The sequence below is a fragment of the Fluctibacter corallii genome (genome assembly GCF_025751585.1).
Taxonomy (GTDB): Bacteria; Pseudomonadota; Gammaproteobacteria; order Enterobacterales; family Alteromonadaceae; genus Fluctibacter_A; species Fluctibacter_A corallii.
In genome coordinates, this window is record NZ_JAOWKX010000003.1 from 479,295 (window position 1) to 500,042 (window position 20,748).

Genomic DNA, 20,748 nt, shown 5'->3' on the forward strand with positions numbered 1-20,748 from the left:
AGATGTACCACCAAAATGTGCTACGCCATATCGCACGAGTGCTGGCAATCGTTTTGACCTTGAACCCATTGGTGCTTTCTGCAAGAAGTGTGGATAGGGTGATTACTGAGCTTGAAGAAAATAGAGCTATGGATGCGGCAATGCGGGCAGAGCTTTTGGCCGCGCAACGGTTTAATACGCAGAACGCAAATTCTTCGCAGTCACAGGCCGCACTTGAAACTGTTAATCAGACGCGTAATCAATCGGAGCAAGCATTAGCCGCGTTAATTAATCAAACGTTTTCAACAGGCATTACCACCGATCCCAATGCGGCGCAGTCGCATACGCCAGTTCTGAAATATGCGGCTAACGGTACGCCTGTTATTGATATCGTTGAAGCGAGTCAGGGTGGGGTCTCTCACAATAAACTCGGCACATTTAATGTTGATGAGAATGGCGTTATTTTCAATAACAGCTTGGACCCTATTATTTCTGTTCTCGGTGGTTGGACCGATGGTAACCGAAGACTCGCAGGAGGCGATGCGAGTATTATTCTTGCTGAAGTGACCGGCAACAGTGCTTCATCACTATTAGGGTACACAGAAATTCTTGGCACTGCCGCAGAGTTTGTTCTTGCCAACCCAAATGGTATTACCTGTGATGGCTGTGGGTTTATTAATACACCCAGAGCGGTCTTCGCCACCGGAACTCCCGATGTGACCAATGGTGTGCTTAACGGCTTTACCGTCGCTAACGGTGGCATCAATATTACAGGAGCAGGGCTAAACGCCACCAATGTCAGTAAGTTCGATATTTTGACGCGTGCATTATCGCTAAATGCGGCTTTGTATGCGAATGACGTAAATATTGTGACGGGCAAAAACTACATTGATTATGCCTCTGGCAAGGTAGCTGAAAATACATCCTCAAAAGCTGCCGCTGAGTTCCTGTTTGCGCTTGATGCGTCTGCACTCGGTGCAATGTATGCCAATAACATCACATTAATTGGGACAGAAGCCGGACTTGGTGTGCGCAGTGAAGGGATCATCAATGCCACAGACAGCCTACAGCTTACTGCTGATGGTAAAATTCAATTGAAAGAAACTGGCGCGGGAGAAGCCATTGCCATTCACTCAACATCAAGTGATGTTTCGCTGTCTGATACAACGTTTGCTCAAAATGTGAATATTGAGGCCGGCGGTTCTATTGAAAACTCTGGGACCATCGGCGCAACCCAAGATGTCGCCCTTCGCGCAGGAAAAGACATCATTCAACAAGGCTATGTGCACAGTGGTGTTGGAGAAAACGGAGAGCTTCTAGCGCAAGGTGCATTGACCGTTGACGCACAGGGTAGTCTGGTAAACACGGGGACGCTTTCCAACAATAATGCATTAACGCTTGCTGTATCTGCACTAGAAAATTACAGCGAAGGCGTTATTCAGTCGAAATCGCTTGATATTCAAGGCGATACACTTGTTAACCGAGGTGAGATCCTCTCTCCTTCTTTGAACATCAACACCAAATCGATCGATCAAGTTGCTGGTCATTTGGCGCAAACTGGGACAGAGGGTACATTGGCCATCAATGCTGACTCAGTGACCATTTCTGGCGGAATGCTATCAAGCCAAGGCGGTGCTGCGTTCAACGTATCGGGCGATCTAACAAACAACAGCCAGTGGCTGGCGTCGGGCGACACACAAGTAAATGCGGATAACTTAATAAACACAGGCGTATTGCAACTTGAAGCGAATACCGTTTTCAATGGGAACGCGCTACACAACAGCGGCGATATGTTAGTCACCGACACAGGAAATGCCACGTTTAGCCTCAAGAAAGGGCTGAATAACTCGGGCTTAATTCAATTGGCTCAAGACAAAGCGACATTGGCTACTGAGCAACTCACTAATGCTGGGGGGCGCATTGTTCACACGGGCGACGGACAATTAACCCTTAAGGCGAATACACTCACAAACACCGATCTTGGTCAAATTGACAGTCAAGGCGCGTTATCGATTTCAGCCACAACGGTAAACAATAATGCGGGAACCCTCATTGCCGATAGCGTTGCTGTTACAGGTGACACCGTCAATAACCTCGCGGGCACGATAGGGGCTGACACAGTGTCGTTGACTGCCTCAACGATTAATAATTCAGCAGGTGTGATGGAAGCACAACAGCTTGAAGTTGACGCCTCGGTGCTTATTAATCAGGGCGGCACGCTGCGCAGTTTAGGTGAGAGCGAAGCATCGTTGCGTATGAACGTGTCAAACACGCTTGATAACAGCTTAGGTGGCAACATTGCCAGTGCTGGCGAGCAACTCGCAATAAACACCCAGACGCTGAATAACTCCGAAGGTCAAATTTCGGCTAACTCGCTAGACCTTGAAACGAGCACCATGCTTAATGAAGCTGGCGTTATTCTCGCTGACACTACGTTGACTATCAATACAGTTGAGCTTGAAAATACCAGCGGTACGCTCTATTCGGGTCAAAACCTTACTATTTCTGCCTCGCAAATCGACAATGACGCGACTGGGCGTATTTCAGCCAATACCGTTACGCTAACAGCGGCTACTCTCAATAACGTTGGTGAGGGTGAAATCGTTGGCGAAAACGTATGGTTGAGTGCGCGTCAGGTAGTCAATCATGGGCGTATCGTCGCGCTTTCTCAGGCCGACAATGCGTTTGTATTAAATACCCAACAACTTGCTAACCATGGTTGGTTAGAAACTCACTCTCAGAATTTAGATTTAAGTGGCATTCTGACCACTAACAAAGGCGGAACAATCTATCACGCCGGATTGGGGGTACTGAATTTCGAATCTTTGAATACCCTGAATAATAACGGCGGTGTTGTTCACTCCAATGGTGCTATTGCTCTAAACGTCGGGGCGCTGAGCAATGACAAAGGTGAAGTGGTTGCGGGGCAATCACTAACGCTTAACGCGACAGCAATATCGAATCAAGGCGGGGTATTGGAGTCAGGTGACACGCTGTCTATTGAGGCTGACACCTTATCGAATGTGGGTGGCTCGATTGTCAATACAGGCGGCGAAACGGCAACGTTGGCTATCTCGCAAGAGCTGAATAATAGCGATGGAAGCATCGTGCTCAATGCTGAATCGAACCGCATCACTACGCCTAATTTAGTTAATGGAGAGGGTGACATTGATGTTGGCAGCCTTGCCAACGGTGGTACGGCGAGCTTGGTTATTGATGCGCAAACAGTAGATAACACAGACGGCAATATCGCATTGCATAAAGGCGATTTGTCGCTCACCAGCGAACAGAGCCTGATAAATACAGCTGGACAAATCTATGTTGGAGGTGACGGCGAACTGATCCTCTCTACGCAAGATACACTGGTAAATACCAATGGCCGCCTGATTTCAAAAGGTAACCAGGTAACCATTGCGGCAGCCAATGTTGAAAATGCTGGGGGGGAGCTAATTACCGCTGGCACATTGACGATTGAAACCGACGCGTTGAACAACGTTGAGGGGCGTCTTCAAGGTGGCAATATTCAGGTTGATGCTCAGACAATCACCAACGATGCTGGCTTTATTCTAAGCACAGGCAATGAGACGGCGAAACTCACCGCCACTGCGATTGAAAACGGAAGTGGTGAAATACGATTTGGTGGAGCCGGTGTACTTAACGCTGACACACTGAGTAGCGATGAAAATGGGGTAATTCAGGCCGAGGACACGCTAGAACTAACGGCAAGAAGCATCGTTAACGCTGGGCATATTGAAGCCACAGGTACACATCAAGAAAGTCTGTTTATCACTACCGACGCGCTGACCAATACGGGCGTGGTTACTACGCAATCAGATAGCCTCAATTTGACTGGGCTGACGCTAGATAATCGTCAAGGCAGTATTGTACTCGCAGGAACAGGGGTGCTGAACATTGAAACCCTTGATGCACTGCACAACCAAAATGGCGTCATGCTATCGAATGGTGATTTGACGATTCGAGCCGCTGCGCTGAATAACGATGCGGGCCAAATGACCGCGCTTAAGCGTCTTTCTGCTGACGTGACCACACTGACTAATCACCATGGCGAGCTTATCGCTGATAGTGGCTTTACTTTAAACGCCGATACGCTGAATAACACCAATGGAGCAGTATTACTTACGTCGCAAGGCACACTGTCTGTGACGGCTAATGAAATCGTAAACGGTGAAACCGGGCAAATCGTCAGCAATGATCAATTACAACTCTCGGCGCAGACACTCAATTCAAACGGCGTAATAAGCGGAAAAGATCTTTATCTTTCAGCGGCATCAGTAAAGAACCAAGGTGAGATGTCAGCCGAGCAAGTAACGATTATTGCGCAGCAACTTGATAATACGGGCACCATCGCTGCGACTGGCATTGAATCAGACAGTTTAGTATTAACACTGCCGCAACTAACAAATAGCGGTGTTATTGCTACATGGGGCGCTGATGCGACGCTACGTAATATGCATGTAGACAACCGCGGCGGCGAGTTCTTGCACTTTGGTGCAGGCGTACTCACTATCGATGTATTAGACACCCTGCATAACCAAGCTGGACGTTTAGCCACACAGGGTAACTTGGTACTTAATGCTGATACGCTTAGCAATCAGTCTGGCTGGGTAGACGTGGCTGGCAATGCCAACATTACCGTCAACTCGCTTGATAATCAGCTAGGGGATATTGCCCTTCTGGCAAATCAATATCTGCGCATTCGTGCTGCCAATGACGTTAACAATGAAGGTGGTAACGTTGCGGCTGATCACATCGATCTTCAAACCGTGTCTTTGAATAACAATTCAGGATCGATTGAAGCCTACGGTAGCGCGGCGAATAGTTTAGATATTGCTGTGTCGGGGGCGTTATTAAATCGTCAAGGGTTACTGTATTCAGCGGGTGATACCGCGCGTCTCTCAGCACAATCGCTAGACAATGCTGGTGGCTCTGTGATCCATAGTGGAAGCGGTTTGCTTACCCTTAATACCCAAACACTGTCTAACACCCAGACTGCCGATGCGCAGGGTGCAATTGTAACAAATGGCGGGTTAGCGATAACTGCGCAGCAGGTGACAAACGAAGGTACGCTGTCTGCTCAAAACTCGTTGTCGATAAACACTGTCGAGTTAACGAATCAAACATCAGGAGTAATCGCGGCTGCGAACCTCAATCTTCAAGCAAGCCAAACTCACAATGCTGGTGACATACAGGCAGGGCAGGCAACGGTAATCTCAGATGTGCTAACCAATAGTGGCACACTGCTAGCGTCTGGTGCACTGTCAGTGACGGCAAGCACGCTAAACAATAACTATGGCGTGTTGCAATCAGAGAATGGTTTACAGTTGAGCGCCGACAACATGAGCAACCAGCATGGTGCTGTGTTGGCGTTAGGCGAAGCCCCGTCTGTTATTACTGTGGCACAAACACTGGATAATCAACAGGGCCAAATTGCGTCAAACAGCACGGCGACGCAGGTTGCTGCGGCGACACTTAGCAATGAAAATGGCCGCATTGAAGGATTACACCAGCTTATCCTAACCACGACTGACACCAACAATAATCAAGGCATCATTGGGGCAACACATTTGCTATTTGATACGCAGGTGCTCAATAACCTCGCTCAAGGCCAGATAGTTGCAGTGGATGCTTTGGCGCTGACGGCAGCGCAAGTTACCTCAAACGGAACGATGGCTGCCAATCAAATGGTTCTTGATGTTGCCTCGTTGAATCAGCAAGCCGACGCGGTGATAGACGCCAATTCGCTTACGCTCACGGGCTCGACGCTAGACAACGCGGGGGCGATTCAAACGGTTCAATCAACAGTTAACATAAACAGCATCAATAACAGTGGCACATTATTAGCGCAAGACGCACTTATCCTCACCGCCGATACGCTTAATAATCAGGCGGGCGCGATCAGCAGTGGCGACACCCTAACCGTGACGACCCAAGCGCTAATGAACCAAGGCAACATTGAGGCGCAGCGTATTGCGCTGCAAACCAGCACATTATTGAATGACGGTGGCACGATTGCAGCCTTTGGTGAGGATGGCGAGAGTTTATCTTTGACGGCGTCTACGTCGCTTGAAAACCGCCAGGGCGTTATATACGCCGCAGGTGAGCGCGCTGTTATTACGACACCGTTGTTTACCAACAGTGGTAGCGTATCTCATTCGGGGGCACAGCAACTTGTTGTGACGGCTGACACGGTCAACAACCTTATCGATGGAAGCATAGCAAGTAGCGCGGGGCTGAGCCTTCAAGCACAATCACTTAACAACAACGGACTGCTTTCGGCTGATGAATTAAGTTGGACAGCCACCACAACACAAAATAACGGCACGATGCAGGCCAATACCCTTGTAGGCACCAGCGATGCGTTGCAAAACGCGGGCGAATTGTCGGCGGAAACCGTTACGCTTACGTTATCGTCATTAAACAACGCAGGGCGCATCGCAGCTGAGGGGAACCAAGCTGAAAGTTTACGCCTCAATACCCACAATATTCGTAACAGCGGGGTGATTGCCTCTAACGGACAAGATCTCCGCTTTGAGCAGGTTGAACTGAACAATAATGGCGGAAAAATTGTTCATTTGGGGTTAGGCGTACTCACCCTTGAAGCGCTATCTGACCTGTATAACCAGTCAGGTGTGATTGTTAGTGACGGTACGTTCGCGTTGAATGCGACAACGATAGACAATACGTCTGGCCAACTGGTGGGCGGCACGTTTACGCTAAACAGCGATACCATTCACAACGCAAATGGCGCGATTGCGGGACAACAAGGCCTAACGCTACAGGCAGCCACGTTAGATAATCAGAACGGTTTGGTGCAGTCTGCGGGAGACATCGCTGCGCTAACAGTAACACACATCGACAACCGTGGCGGGCAACTTAAACATGGCGGCAATGGCGTGTTCGTTATCAACGCTACCGATGTCAACAACACGAATAGCGGCAGCATTTCGGGCAATGAGCGTGTTCAGCTTACTGCCCAAACGTTGACATCTGATGGCGTTATCTCTGCCGATCAGCTCGATATTCACGCCACAACCATTGCAAATCAGGGCGACATTGACGCGCGCCTTGTGACACTACGCAGCGACACCTTAGATAACACAGGACAGATCCGAGCGAATAGCGCCGCACTCAATCACGCGCAAGTGAACAATACCGGCGTAATCATGACCACAGGTGAAGGAACGTTCGACGCAGATACCTTTCAACCGAGTCTTCATTTGAATATCGATGATCTGACAAACGCAGGCACGATTGCCACTCATAGTCATCACTTTACGTTAGCGGATTATACGTCGCTGAAAAACCAAGGTGGCACGATTGCACACCTAGGCTTGGGCGTACTGACGATTGATGCATTAAACGAAGTACAAAACCAGCAAGGCCAAATCATTACCGAAGGCAGTTTGGCCTTGACCACCCAAACATTAAGTAATCAGCAGGGGTTGATTCAGGCTGTCGGCACGACAACGCTTAATGCCCAGCAATTAACCAATAGGAACGGCGACATTGTATTGTTTGGAACCGACGCGCTTACTATCAATGTCGCGCAATCGGTAGATAACACCCGCGGCTTGATTGGTGCTGAACAACTCGACATAACCACGGCGCAGCTCACTAACGTTGAAGGTGAAGTGCTCGCCAAGCAAGCCACCATTCAAGCTACTGAACTGACCAATCACTTGGGCTCGCTGACGGCTGATCACCTCCAGTTACAGGCGCAAAATGTTGTTAACACTTCAGGTACCATTGCCGCGAACAATAGTATGGCTATCGGTGTGACCGAGGCACTAAACAACCAGCAGGGTGTGATTGCCACATCAGCAGAGAATGCGCGCATTACCGCAGGCTCGATAAATAACGAACAAGGTAAAATTAATCAGTTAGCCGAAAATGCGCTCACACTCACGGTGAATGAGACACTCAACAATACCCAAGGTGAAATCAGCGCGCAGGGCGCATTGGGCGTGTCGGCGAATACGATATCATCGTCGGGTGTCATTGACGGGCAAAGCGTCACCCTTTCAGGTCACGACATTCTTAATAGTGGGCATGTCCAAGGCGGTACGCTGCACATTAGCAGCCAAACTTTACAGCAACAAGGTGTGATTGTTTCCACTGACACCGAGGGCGAATCGCTTATTTTTGATATTGCCAGCGGCATGACCAATACGGGCACCATTGAGAGCAGAGGCGACATCCTTCGCTTTACCACGGCACTTAACAATAACGGCGGGAAGGTGATACATGCGGGCACAGGCGTGTTGTCGTTTACAGAGCTGTCTAACCAGTCGGGGTTCGTACACGGTGAAAGTGAGGTTTACATTAATCAGGCTTCAGACCTAAATAATGTGTCTGGAGTTATCCAATCGCGCTCTGATATCACCCTTTCGGTTGCAACGCTAGATAACAACCAGGGCGTCATTCAAAACGCCGGTGTGTTGGCATTACAGGTTAATGAACTTGACAACACCGCAGGGCAAATCGCCAACAGCGGCAGCCAAAGCGACATACAGGTGCAAGGACAGCTAACCAACCACGGCGGTGAAATCGCTTTCGCGAATGGTGTGGCTACCCTGAATGCCAATGACCTTGACAATGGCAGCGGCACTATATCGTCTGAAGGCGACCTAACGTTGACGGCACAGCGTGTTGACAGCCAAGGTGGTTATCTATTGTCTGACGGCGGTCTCGCTATCAATGCCGAGACAATCAATAACAATAATGGGGCAGTGATTGCCGCAGCGCGTAATGTGCTATCTGCAACGCATTTGAATAACAATGGCGGCTTGATTGAGTCGTCAGATCGAATGCAGTTAGCCGCAAACACCACGACAAATCAGGGCGGCGTGATTGTCTCTGGCGGTGAACACTTCTCGTTGGCAATGGTTGATGCGTTTGATAATACCCAAGGTGGGGTGATTGAAGTTCACAGTACCGACTGGCACATCGACAATCAGAACATTGATAATCGCGGCGGTGTACTAAACCATGCGGGTGTGGGCGTGTTACGTATTTCAACCGAAGCAGACAATACGCAGGGGTTGAATAATCAGGCAGGTCAAATTGCCAGTTTGGGAAGCATTGCGCTAGATTTACAAGGTGCCGACCAAGGCGTTGCCCTTAACAACACCGCAGGTACTATCAGCGCAAGCAACGACATACGCATTACTACGCCGTTCGCCATCGACAACTCCCAAGGCGCACTTATTGCAGAACAAGCAATATCACTGGCGACTAACGCGCTCACGAATACCCAAGGCCGCGTGTTGGCAGGCACTTCATTAACTGCAAATATTGATACCGAACTTACCAATTCCAGCGGCGTGATGTACACCGACAATGGCGCGCTTGCCGTGACAGCACAGACCTTCAATAACGGCGATGGCAGAGTGCTTCAACGCGGTGAGGGGGACATGCGTCTTCAGGCTGAAAACCTCTCTAATCATGGTGAAATCGCTGCGAATACGTCGATGCACTTGCTTGCTGGCACCCTGAACAATGCTGGCGCAATAGAAGCTGCTACGTTGGTCGCAGATGTGACTGACTTGTTTAACAGCGGCACCATGATTGCCGACATGTTCACGGTGAATGCGCAGAGCATTAACAACCAGCAGGGTATACTTGTGGCGCGTGGTAGCACAGGTGAGACATTGTCTTTACGCGCGGCGCAACAGATTGATAACCAAAATGGGATTATCCAATCGCGCGGTGACACCCTCACATTTGAGACATCGGTGAACAATACAAACGGTGAAATTGTTCTGTTAAGCGAGGGCTTACTTACTGCCAAGCACATAAATAATCAATCTGGTACATTCATTAGCCAAGGCAACTTAGTGGTGCGTGGCGACGTACAAAATCAGGACGGTGTTATCCAAGCAGGGCAAGATCTCACGTTATCTGATGGCGCATTTGTGAATGATAATGGCGCAATATTTAGTCATGGTAATGTCGCCATTTCAGGCACATCGCTCTCGAATCAGGGCGGAAGCATAACGGGCGCGGGTGAGCAGTTTGCCATTTCGCTACAAGGTGCTTTGAATAATGACCAAGGCGGTACGATTGCTGCGCAGTCAGATGTACTGGCACTTCAAGCAACCGAAATCAATAACCAATTAGGCCGAGTGGTACATCAAGGTAATGGCGAGCTCACGTTATCAGGCGTCAGCCGTGTTAACAACGATGGCGGTACACTGGCAACGGCGGGCGCTATTCATCTAACGCTGGATGCACTGAGCAATAACGCAGTAGATACACAACAAGGCGTGATATCAGCCAATGCATTAACGTTAGACATAACGGATATTGAAAACCGTGGTGGCGTATTGCAAGCCAATACGCTAACACTGAATGCACAGCAGGTAGACAACGCATCTGGGCTGATTTTAGCCCAAAGCACACAAGATCAAGCACTCACACTGAATGTATCTGACCGCTTATTAAATACCGCGGGCGGCACCATCGAATCACGACAAAACCAGCTCGATTTAACTCACATCAATACATTGAGCAATCAGGGCGGGGTTATTCGTCATCATGGCTTGGGTGTGTTGCGTATTGACCAGTTATCTGGCTTTGACAACCGTGGCGGTACACTTTATTCAGCCGGGGAAATTGATCTTGATACCGCGCAGCTAAATAACGCCAATGGTGCCATTGTGGCTCAGGGTCAGGTTGATGTTGCGGCAACGGGTATTAATAACCAGCAAGGTCAGGTGTCATCTAACAACAACGTTACCCTGTCTAGTACAGCCGCATTTAACAATACGTCAGGCGTGGTAAGTGGCCAAGTGGTTACCCTTGCGGCAAATGGTTTGAACAATACAGCGGGCAGTGTGATTGCTAATGGCACGGTAGACAATGCGCTTAACGTGTCTGACGCAGGTGCAATTGACAACACCAATGGTACGTTATCGACAGGGTCACAAAACTGGACTGTTTCGCTGGCGAACATAAGCAATGACGGCGGAAAACTCATCCATCAAGGCGCGGGCACGTTGACAGTTAGCCAGCAGGGCGAGCTTCTCAATACAGGGGCAATTGTAACAGGCGGCACACTTAACCTTGACGCCAACGGGCTCGACAACCGTGGCCATGTTCAAGCTGGGCGTGATGTTACGGTAACGGGTGCGGTTAATAATAGCAGCACAGGGGTGATCTCTGCCGACACGGTTACCCTGAGCGCGAATGGGCAAGCCGTTAACAATAGCGGTAAGATCGCCGCAGCCAATGCGCTGGATGTAGAGGCTGCGTCTATCACCTCCAGTGGCTTGCTATACAGTGGTGGAAATACCCGTATAGCTGCAAGTGGTATTACCAACACGGGCAGCATTTCAGCTAATCATATTGATGCTTCAGGCTTTGGTACGTTAGACAATCAAGGCAGAATTGAGAGCGCCACCGCGAATTATGTGGGTTCACAACTAATAAACGGTTACAGCGGGCAACTTATTGCATCAGCAAGCGGCGCAAATACGTTGAATTTACAGGTTGGTCAACTCACCAACCAAGGTACCTTGCACAACAGTGGCAGCAGCATGAACTTTTTCGGCAACGTGACGAATAACGGTCGTCTTGTGCATGCCGGAACAGGCGTACTGCAATTAGGTGACAGTGGCAGTGTTAATATTCAGGGTGGGTCTATTGCTACCGCAGGAACCGCCAGCTTACGAGGCAACATAAGCGGCACAGGTACGGTATTTGCGCGCCAAGGCATGTCTATAGACACAAATGGTACCTTTGTTAACAGCAATAGTCAGCTATACACACAAGGCAACCTCACGGTTAACAGCGCCGTGAATAATAACGGTGGGCGCTTAATTGCCGACGGCAGTGTGTCGATTAATACCGTGGGCACCGTTGCTAACAACAGCGGTACTATTCAAGGGCAAAACCTCAACATCAATGCGGGCAGCGTTGAAAACGCCAATGGCACTATAACCTCAACAGGAAGCGGCAGCAGCAGCGTGGTTGCTCGCAGCATAAATAACCAAAATGGCACCATACAGTCTTCTGGCTATAACCTGACAGTACGAAACACCAGTGGCTCGCTGAATAACAACGGCGGCGACATTCTTCATTCTGGCTCGGGCACCTTAGTGGTGAATAGTGCAGGCAGTGTATTGAATGATGGCGGAAGTGTTATCTCCAATGGGCGTGTTGACATAGACGCCAGCGGCACCATTGATAACGATCGTGGCGACATCAAAGGTACATCGTTCGATATTCGCACTAACGGCTCATTAAGCAATAGTAGCGGTTCTATTATTGGAGATGCGAGTGGCAGCAGCGTATTAGATGTTACAAGCATCACCAATACATCAGGCACAATATCTGCCAGTGGCAGTGGCCTATCTATTTCTACAGGCGCAGTGAATAACCAAAATGGTGATATTTCTTATTCGGGCTCAGGTGCACTAACACTCTCCGCGAGCAGCATCAGTAACACGGGGTCGTCAGCAAATATTAAGTCAAATGGGTCAATAACCATTAATGCTGGGTCTTCTCTTACTAATAACGGGACTATTTCTGCTGCAAAAACTAACAAAGTCACTACAGGTTCGTTAAATAACTACAGCGGCGCGACGCTGTCTAGTCGCGATCTGGACTTAGATCTCAACGTGTCAGGAGCCGCTACGAATGCGGGGACATTGTCTGGCAAAACCAAATCAGACATTACTACTCACTCGTTAAGTAACAGTGGCAAGGTGCAGTCAGATGGAACCGTAATGGTAGACACCCAAAGCCTGAGCGCGGTGGGCAGCATAACCGGCCGTGACGTGACGGTCGATACAGCAAGTGGTGTGTCGCTTGCTAGTAGTAATCTGATCAGTGGCACATCAAGTGTTAAGGTGCTCGCAGGCGGTGCGGTGTCGAATAGCGGCAATATCACCAGTGGTGGCACCATTGCCTTGTCGGGGACCGGTTTGGTGAATAACGGCAGCATAAAGGCGAGTTCTGATAACCATGTCAATGTATCGGGTTCAGTGACCAACAACGGCGCGCTAAGTGGCGGCAATACCCTTCGTGTTGATGCTAACGGCATTAACAATGGCAGTGCAGGCTCCATAGCCGCAGGCCGCACCCTAGACATCAACAGTAGTGTCAGCAACTCAAATTTGTTATTCGCTGGCTCAAATATGACGATCGATGGTTCGGTTACCAATAACAATAATATTTTATCTTTGGGTAACGCGACTATTCGAGGTGGGACCGTGAATAACAATGGTGGGTCTATTGGCGCATCGGGCAATTTGTCGATTAGTGGCACCATTAACAATAATTACCGCGGGTCTGTCACCTTGGTTGAGGGTGAAACCACCGTTGACCAGAGGACAACGCCTGCTTTTACGAATCGAACATACAACCGAGAAGGGATCCGCGTAACGGCATACAACAAGGAAATTCGCACTTCAACAGTATATAGCGCAGTGGGTAACGGAACGGCTGGTGTGATTGCTGCAGGCAATAATTTGTCGTTAAGTGGCAATATTTTCAATGAGTATGGCACCATATCTGCGGGTGGAAACCTCACGTTGTCGGGCAGCGGAACAAATAAATCTGCTCAAAACCGAACGGAAACCAAGATTGAAAAAATCGGCCTTTACTATGAAGAAAAATGCCTAGTAGGAGTCAATGAAGGAACCCAATATTTTTGCTACGAACCCGGAGAAAGAGAATTAAAAAGTCAAACTACGCTCGACACAGTTGAAGAAACTGAACTCACAGGCGGCACGCTTGGTTCAATTGTCGCGGGGGGAAGCATTACCGGAAACCTGTCAGGCCAGTTTTTGAGTACGAATGACAGCCCAACATGCGTAAGTGGAAGTGCGAATACCAGTGCGAGTGGAACAGCTGGTTCTGCATCGCGTGGTAATGGTGTGTCATCTAACAACAACGGGAACGTGTCTGTTCGACAATCATACGGTAGTGCGCAAAATACCAGCGGGCAAAGCCGCAACGTAAATGGCAGCGTAGGGCATATCGACGCCAACACAGATAATAGCCAGCACGACCCTAATAACTACAATCAACAAAGCGAAACTGTACACCGATCACTAGGTTCTTTTTTTGAGGCTGCACGCGCTATTGCTCAAAATGTAAATAGCATAAATAACGACGCGCAAGCTGTTGCCAATACACAACAACAGGCCACGCGTAATCAAACCGCTACAGAGCAGGTCGCTGATATTAGCGAAGTGGCTCGTGCACAGAATCAGCAAGTTGCTAACGGCGTGGCATTGCAAGACGCCGATTTAGCCTCTCAAGGTGTGTCACCTCAACAACAAAACTTGTCTGGACTTTCACTGTCGGGCGTGCAATCTGCGTCTGTCGGTGTGGATAATGCGGGCCAACTGGTTGCAGCAAATGGCCCGCAAGCCATTGAAGCCGCTAATCAGGGGCAATATGCATCTGACGGCGTAAATGTAAATGTTAGTCGTAAAGAGGCGTTATCTACGGCACAAACGTTAGACGCAGCGATTGATAAAACCAATAATAAAACTGCATTCACTGCGGGAGCGAATGATTACTCTCGCCCACCGCAAGCCTTAATAGACGGCTCGCAAGACCGCCGTTTTGCGGCCAACGATCCTCGCTTTACGGCGCAGTCAAACCATCAGGCCGCCAACCTGAGTGCAGATACAACCCGCAGTGGTGGTTCAAACAATCGTAGTTCGCGTTTAACTGGAACCGCAAACACCCTGAGCGCATTGTCAGCACCGGAATTGGAAGGCAATACCGCAATAACGGTGTCTCGTGATCCGGTGACAGGCTCACCGTCTTCGCTTTCTCAAACCCCATCGGCACAGCAGGGCGCGGTAGATGTAAACCTTGCAACAAACGCAAATGCCCCTGCGCACACCTACACAGAAGAAAGCCGCGAAGAGTATTTAACCGAGCGCGGACTGCTAGGGTCTGACTTTTTCTTAGACACCATTGGGCATAACCCAGATGCCATCATCCGTGATATGGAAATTGATGAGCAAGGCCGTGAAGACACCTACGCGCAAGCGGCGTATACCACGTTGCGCACGGGGTCGGCTTCCCATGTTCCTGCTGCGGCGACGCAAAATGTGTTTTTGACTGACGATCAACTGCGGGTACTCACTGAAGAATTAAACTTTAATCGCACTATGATCCTCAATGGGCAAGAAGTTCTGTATGCGGCTATTGCACAAAATGATTTGCTTGAAGATGGCGTGACCATCAGTGCTGGTAACGGCATTGACCTGCGGGCGGATGGCGGCATTGTGCTTGAAGCAGGAATGGCGTCTGACGCGGGCGTGATTCTACGCTCTGAAAGCGGGTTTGATATGAGCCACACGGGCTTTATCGACAGTGATTGGCTCATTGGCTTGGAATTGGGAGGCGATTTTACCAATACCTTCGATTTTGAGAGTGAAAACGTTTGGTTTGATGTAAGCGGTGACTTTATCAACGATGCCCTGCTCACTGGCGGCAACATTCAGGTTGACGCAGGTGGCGACATTATCAATAACACCCTTATGCAAGCGAGCGGTGACCTAACCTTAATTGCAGGTAATGACATTTTCAATAATGCCGCCGTGCTCGACGGTGTGAATGTGTCACTGGATGCGGGCAATGATGTTATTAACCGCACGGAATTTGAGCAATATACCTACAACTTTGGCGGTGGTGGCGATCACGGTCAGAATAACTGGTCAACCACCTATGTGGGCACAGCCGCAGAAATTCACTCTCATAACAGCCTGAACATCAAAGCAGGCAACAACATCGACTTGCAAGGTAGCGAGCTGGCGGCCGCAACCGATCTTTCTTTACAGGCCGGAAACGACATATTGCTTGGCGCAGTCGAGCACAAATCGGGTCGTGAAACCTATTTCAAAGGCGGTCATAGCATCCAGCATGACATCACCTACGACGTAGTCAGCCTCAATGCAGGCGGCAACCTCAGTGTGGTAGCCGGCAACAACCTCGAATCAGAAGGCGCGTCTTTTATCGCAGGGCAAAACGCCACACTGGCTGCGGGCAATGAAATGAATTTGTTGGCGGTGAACGAAATGCACCTAACCAGCGAAAAGAAAACGAAAAAGTCGACCTTCAAAAAGAAAGTGACAATCAAAGACACCCATCACGAAACGGTACATGGTACTGAGGTGCGTGCAGGGGGCGACGTATTCATTAACGCTTTGCGTACAGAAGATGGCCTTGCACTGCAACAAACGGGTGACGTGACCCTAGTGGGTGCCACGGTGGAATCGGGCGGCGATATGGTCGTGGCGGGTAATAACATTGACATTATCGCGCAAACCTATACCGACTATGAAAGTGAGTTTGTTTCAAAGAAAAGCTTTGGCGGGCTGAAATCTAAAGCGAAAAAAGACGCAGAGAAAACCCAGAAACTGGCAGCCAGCACACTGGTAGCGGGGAGTCAGAATCAAGATGCAAACCTGTCGTTGTATGCGGATGACAGCGTACTGATTGGTGCCAGTGATGTAGTGGCATCGGGCGACATCAACATCACAGCGTTTGATAATGTGCTGATTAGCGCGGCCGAAGAAACCAGCCAAACAGAGAGTATGCGTAAAAAAGGCGGGCTGTTCTCTGGTGGCAGTTTGTATTCATCTAAAGAGTCGATGCAGGGTGAAGTGTCTACCACCGCCAATAGTGCGTTAGTTGATGCGGGGAATAACCTCAATATCCATGCGGGCAGCGCGACAGTTGTGGGCTCTGATGTAACAGCTGGCGGTAGCTTGTATGCCAATACTGACATTGGTGATATTGACGTGTTGTCTGCCACTGAGCATCGCAACGTGAACAGTTACGAGAAGTCGATTTCAGTCGGGTTTGGTGATGTTCTCAAATCACTAACAAATCCAACCGAGTTGATTCAATCTGATAACGGCCAAATTAAATTTAAACTGGCTGACGCGACATACGATGAAGTGGATTTCTCCAGCTCAGAAACCACAAGTAAGGGCGCAACGTTATCCGCCCAACAACACCTGACATTGCATTCGGTGGGTGACATCAACATCGAAGGCGCGACCCTTCTCGCCAATGGTGCAGAGTCACAAAACGAAGGCGACGGCAGCTTGAATTTATTTGCGGGTGGCGACATCAATATCCGTGAGTCAGAAAACCATTATGAAGAAACCGTAAAAGAAACCCACGGCAGTGCTGAGCTTAGCGTGACTGTTCAGCATCAGGCGGTGGAGGTAGCTAAAGCCGCAAAAGCGCTTGATGAAGCGAAAGACGGTCTTAAGCAAGCACAGCAAGATTACCGTAAATATAAAAAAGAACGCGACCAGCTTGAAAACACCTTGGCACAATTAGAGGCCGAGTATAACAGTGGTACTCCAGGTGTTGACTACAATGACGTGTTGGAATTGAGGCAGCTACTTGACGATATCCATAGCGATGAAGCGTGGTACAAAGCAGGGATTGCAGCAGCAACGGCAAACGTGGCTTCGAAAACGACAGGCTTATTGCAGCAATCAGCGGCAGCCGCGCAAAGCACGGCAACATGGGGCTTCAACGCTGGTGTTCAACTTGATGTGCAGGGCAATAAAACTGAAACTCACACGCAAGAAAGCACGTCAAATGCATCTTATTTACAGGGTAACAATGTCAATATTGTAACGGGCGTTACCGAGTCAGGATATGGCCAAACTGGCACTGCAACCATTCAAGGCAGCCATGTTGATGCTTTGGGTAATTTGAATATTGCAGCTGGTGAATTGGCGATATTGGCCAGTCAAGATACCTTCGCGACAGAATCTGAGCATAAAAGTATGAATTTCAGCGTGTCGCAAACGGTATGGGGTGCAGCTGGCGGGCCAACGGTAAATGCGGGCTTTAATGCCAGCCAAAATCAAGACAAGTCTACCACGTACAATAACAGCACACTGACTGCCGACAATATTACGATTAGCACATCGGGCGATACGCGTATTCAGGGTGGTAATGTGCATGCCGATAATGATTTGTCGGTGGATGTTGGCGGTGATCTCTATCTGATTTCTCAACAAAACCGTACAAGCGGTAGCAATAAAAGCTTTGGTGTAAGCGGTGGCTTCGGCTTTGGGGGAGACGGCAGTAATAAGGGCACGACAGCCTCGAATAGCTTTAATACATTAGGAAGCACCAGTGGTGGTGTGAGTAGCGTTAATGGCGGCATTAACGCGGGCTCGGGACGTTACCAAACGCGCGAAACCGTGCTCAGCAGTTTAACATCGGGCAACACTGCCACGATTACGGTGGCGGGCAATACCGATATTCAGGGTGCATTAATTGCTACTCAAGATAGCGAGGGTAACGATTTAGGAAATCTGGATTTCACTACCCGCACGCTTACGTATACAGATTTAAGCAATACTCGTTATTCAGCCAATAAAAGTGTGGGCATAAGCACCAGTATTGGCTTGTCTGATACTGCGAATCCGAATGACCCAAATCAAAGCAGCACTGAGGCAACGCTGAACACCAGTACGCTCACCTACAGCAACACGAGCAGCTACGAGAAAAGTAAAACACTGGCAACGATAGGTGCGGGGAGTTTAACTGTAACTGACGAAGCGAATAGCGATAATTTAGCCAGCCTCAACCGCGACATTGATGCTATCAATAAAGAGCTGTTCAGTGTAGACCGCCAACAAGGCAATATTGACTTAACCGTAGACCATCGCTTGTTAAGCGAAGATGGCCGCCGCCAAATCGCGGAAGATGCGAAGCGTACTGAGCTGCTTACCAATTCAATAGCTGACGTGATTACGAAAGACAGCGTGGAACTTCAGGATACTGCACAACACATTGGTGATGTACAGCGTGATTTAGATGTACAGAAACAGATGGCGCAAGAGGGATATGGTGAAAGTGCCAAAATTCTTAATGATCCGAATGCTACGCCAGAGCAGAAACAGTATGCGTTGGAACAGTACGCACAAGCCTATTCTGACGTGTATGATATCTCAATTGAAGAAGCCAGAGTAATTGCTAGCTCGCAGTATAAAGGAGCACATTTTAGCGATAATGGTGATACAAGCCACATCTATGTAAGTGATACCGAACAGGAAAATGGACTTGATTATGCTGAAACCATTGGCCATGAAATAACGCATGCACAAATTGAGCAAGGTGGAACGCGAGATAGAGGGACAGATGAACTCAATGAGGAGTATGCTCATATTCGAGGCGAGTATTCCGCGGAGAATTATGGCTTTAGTTTCAGTAATAATGATTTGGGCACGCTGAACACTGGCAATAGCAACCAGCATTCTGGTAATGCTGTTTCAGAAACCCTTGCTGAAAACACTCGTCAATTTCATCAGGAGGATATGACAGAGGGAGATTTTTATCTCTCACAAAAACAACGAGCAGCTTACAACAACGCCCTAGCTAATTGTTCAACAGCGGCTTGTAGAATAAGCACTGAAGCCAAGTATATTTACATTTCGTCGGAGCAAAATGTTGCACTTAGTGCGGGCTTGGCAGAAGGTGCTGGTAAAGAAGTTGTTGAGGGTGTACTTGAACTTGTTGAGTTGGTGCAGAGCCCTGCGCAGCTAGTTGCAGGCCTAAAAGCGATAGTTGAAGATCCGACGTTAATCGCTGAAGGTATGAAAGCTGAAGTGGAGGAAGTCGAAAAACTTCTGGCGTCATTTGACGTGAACTTTGAAGAAGCGGGTTGGGATGGTGCAAATGCTGCGGGTGAAGATCTCGGTCGAGTAACTGCGAAGGTTGTCGCCCTCGTAGGCGGTGCTGCAGGTGCAGCGAAAGTTGGCGGTAAGATAGTTAGCAAAGTTGCGGCAAAACTTGATGTATCAGAAACGATTCAAAAGCCAGTGGTTGTTAGCAATGATAGACATAATGGTGCTACAGATAACGTTAATTCAGCATCATTGAATCAACAGTTAGCGGCCGAACAAATCACTAAAGGACACGCTTGGGACAAGCACAAAGGAGAATTCCCAGAGTTTACCGACGCGCAGCAGTTCCAACAGCATGTTGAAAATATACTAAATTATCCATCTGAGGTAAGATACTTTGCTGATGGGAGAACTGTCTATCTAGATACACAATCTAAAACGGTCGTTTTTAGAGATCCAAATAGTGCGGACGGTGGAACGGCATTCAGGCCTGAAAACTGGAAGGAGTATGTCTCTCAAAAAATAACAACCAATACGGTTCCTACTGAAAACACGCCTCAAGCGCACTTGCCTGTTAAAGGTCTGGGTGACAAAGGCACTAAAGGAGGTGTGGATCCTGAGCCAACGGCTGTTGTGCCTATTACAGATCCAGCTAGGTTGTTGCCTAATCCAGCGAAGAGCCCGGTATTTAATGAAATCGATCCTAACTTTAGAAGTCCAGAATCCGCAGAAAATTCCATTACTTCTTATCTAGCACCAAAGGGGATAATTGTTAATATGGCAATTGATGATAGTTATCAGATAGATCCTTTGACTGGAGGAGTACGAAATCCAGGGAGCTTTCTTACACGTGATGATATAAAAGAAGTCGAATATGTGCGACAAATTCTAGCTGTTAAGCCAGAATTCAAAAAAAATATTACACATGTTCAAAAATTTGAAATCAAAGAAGGGACGCGGGTTCAAGAAAGTGTTGTTGGTCCACAAGTTGATGGGGAAGGTTTAATCTATATTGGTGGTGGAAATCAGATACAAATAATACGACAGAAAAAACAAGAAAACTCTGATGTACTAATTCCGATAGGTCAACCAAAACCGATAGTAAATAAAGGTAATTAAA

The 20,748-nt window shown here is 48.6% G+C and carries 1 protein-coding gene; it reads left to right on the forward strand.

What is annotated here, in order from left to right; translation table 11 throughout:
* Positions 1 to 2: 2 nt before the first annotated feature.
* Positions 3 to 20,747, forward strand: coding sequence for a filamentous hemagglutinin N-terminal domain-containing protein (locus OE749_RS08315; RefSeq protein WP_263711974.1), 20,745 nt, complete (start codon positions 3 to 5; stop codon positions 20,745 to 20,747).
* The last annotated feature ends 1 nt before the right edge of the window (position 20,748 follow it).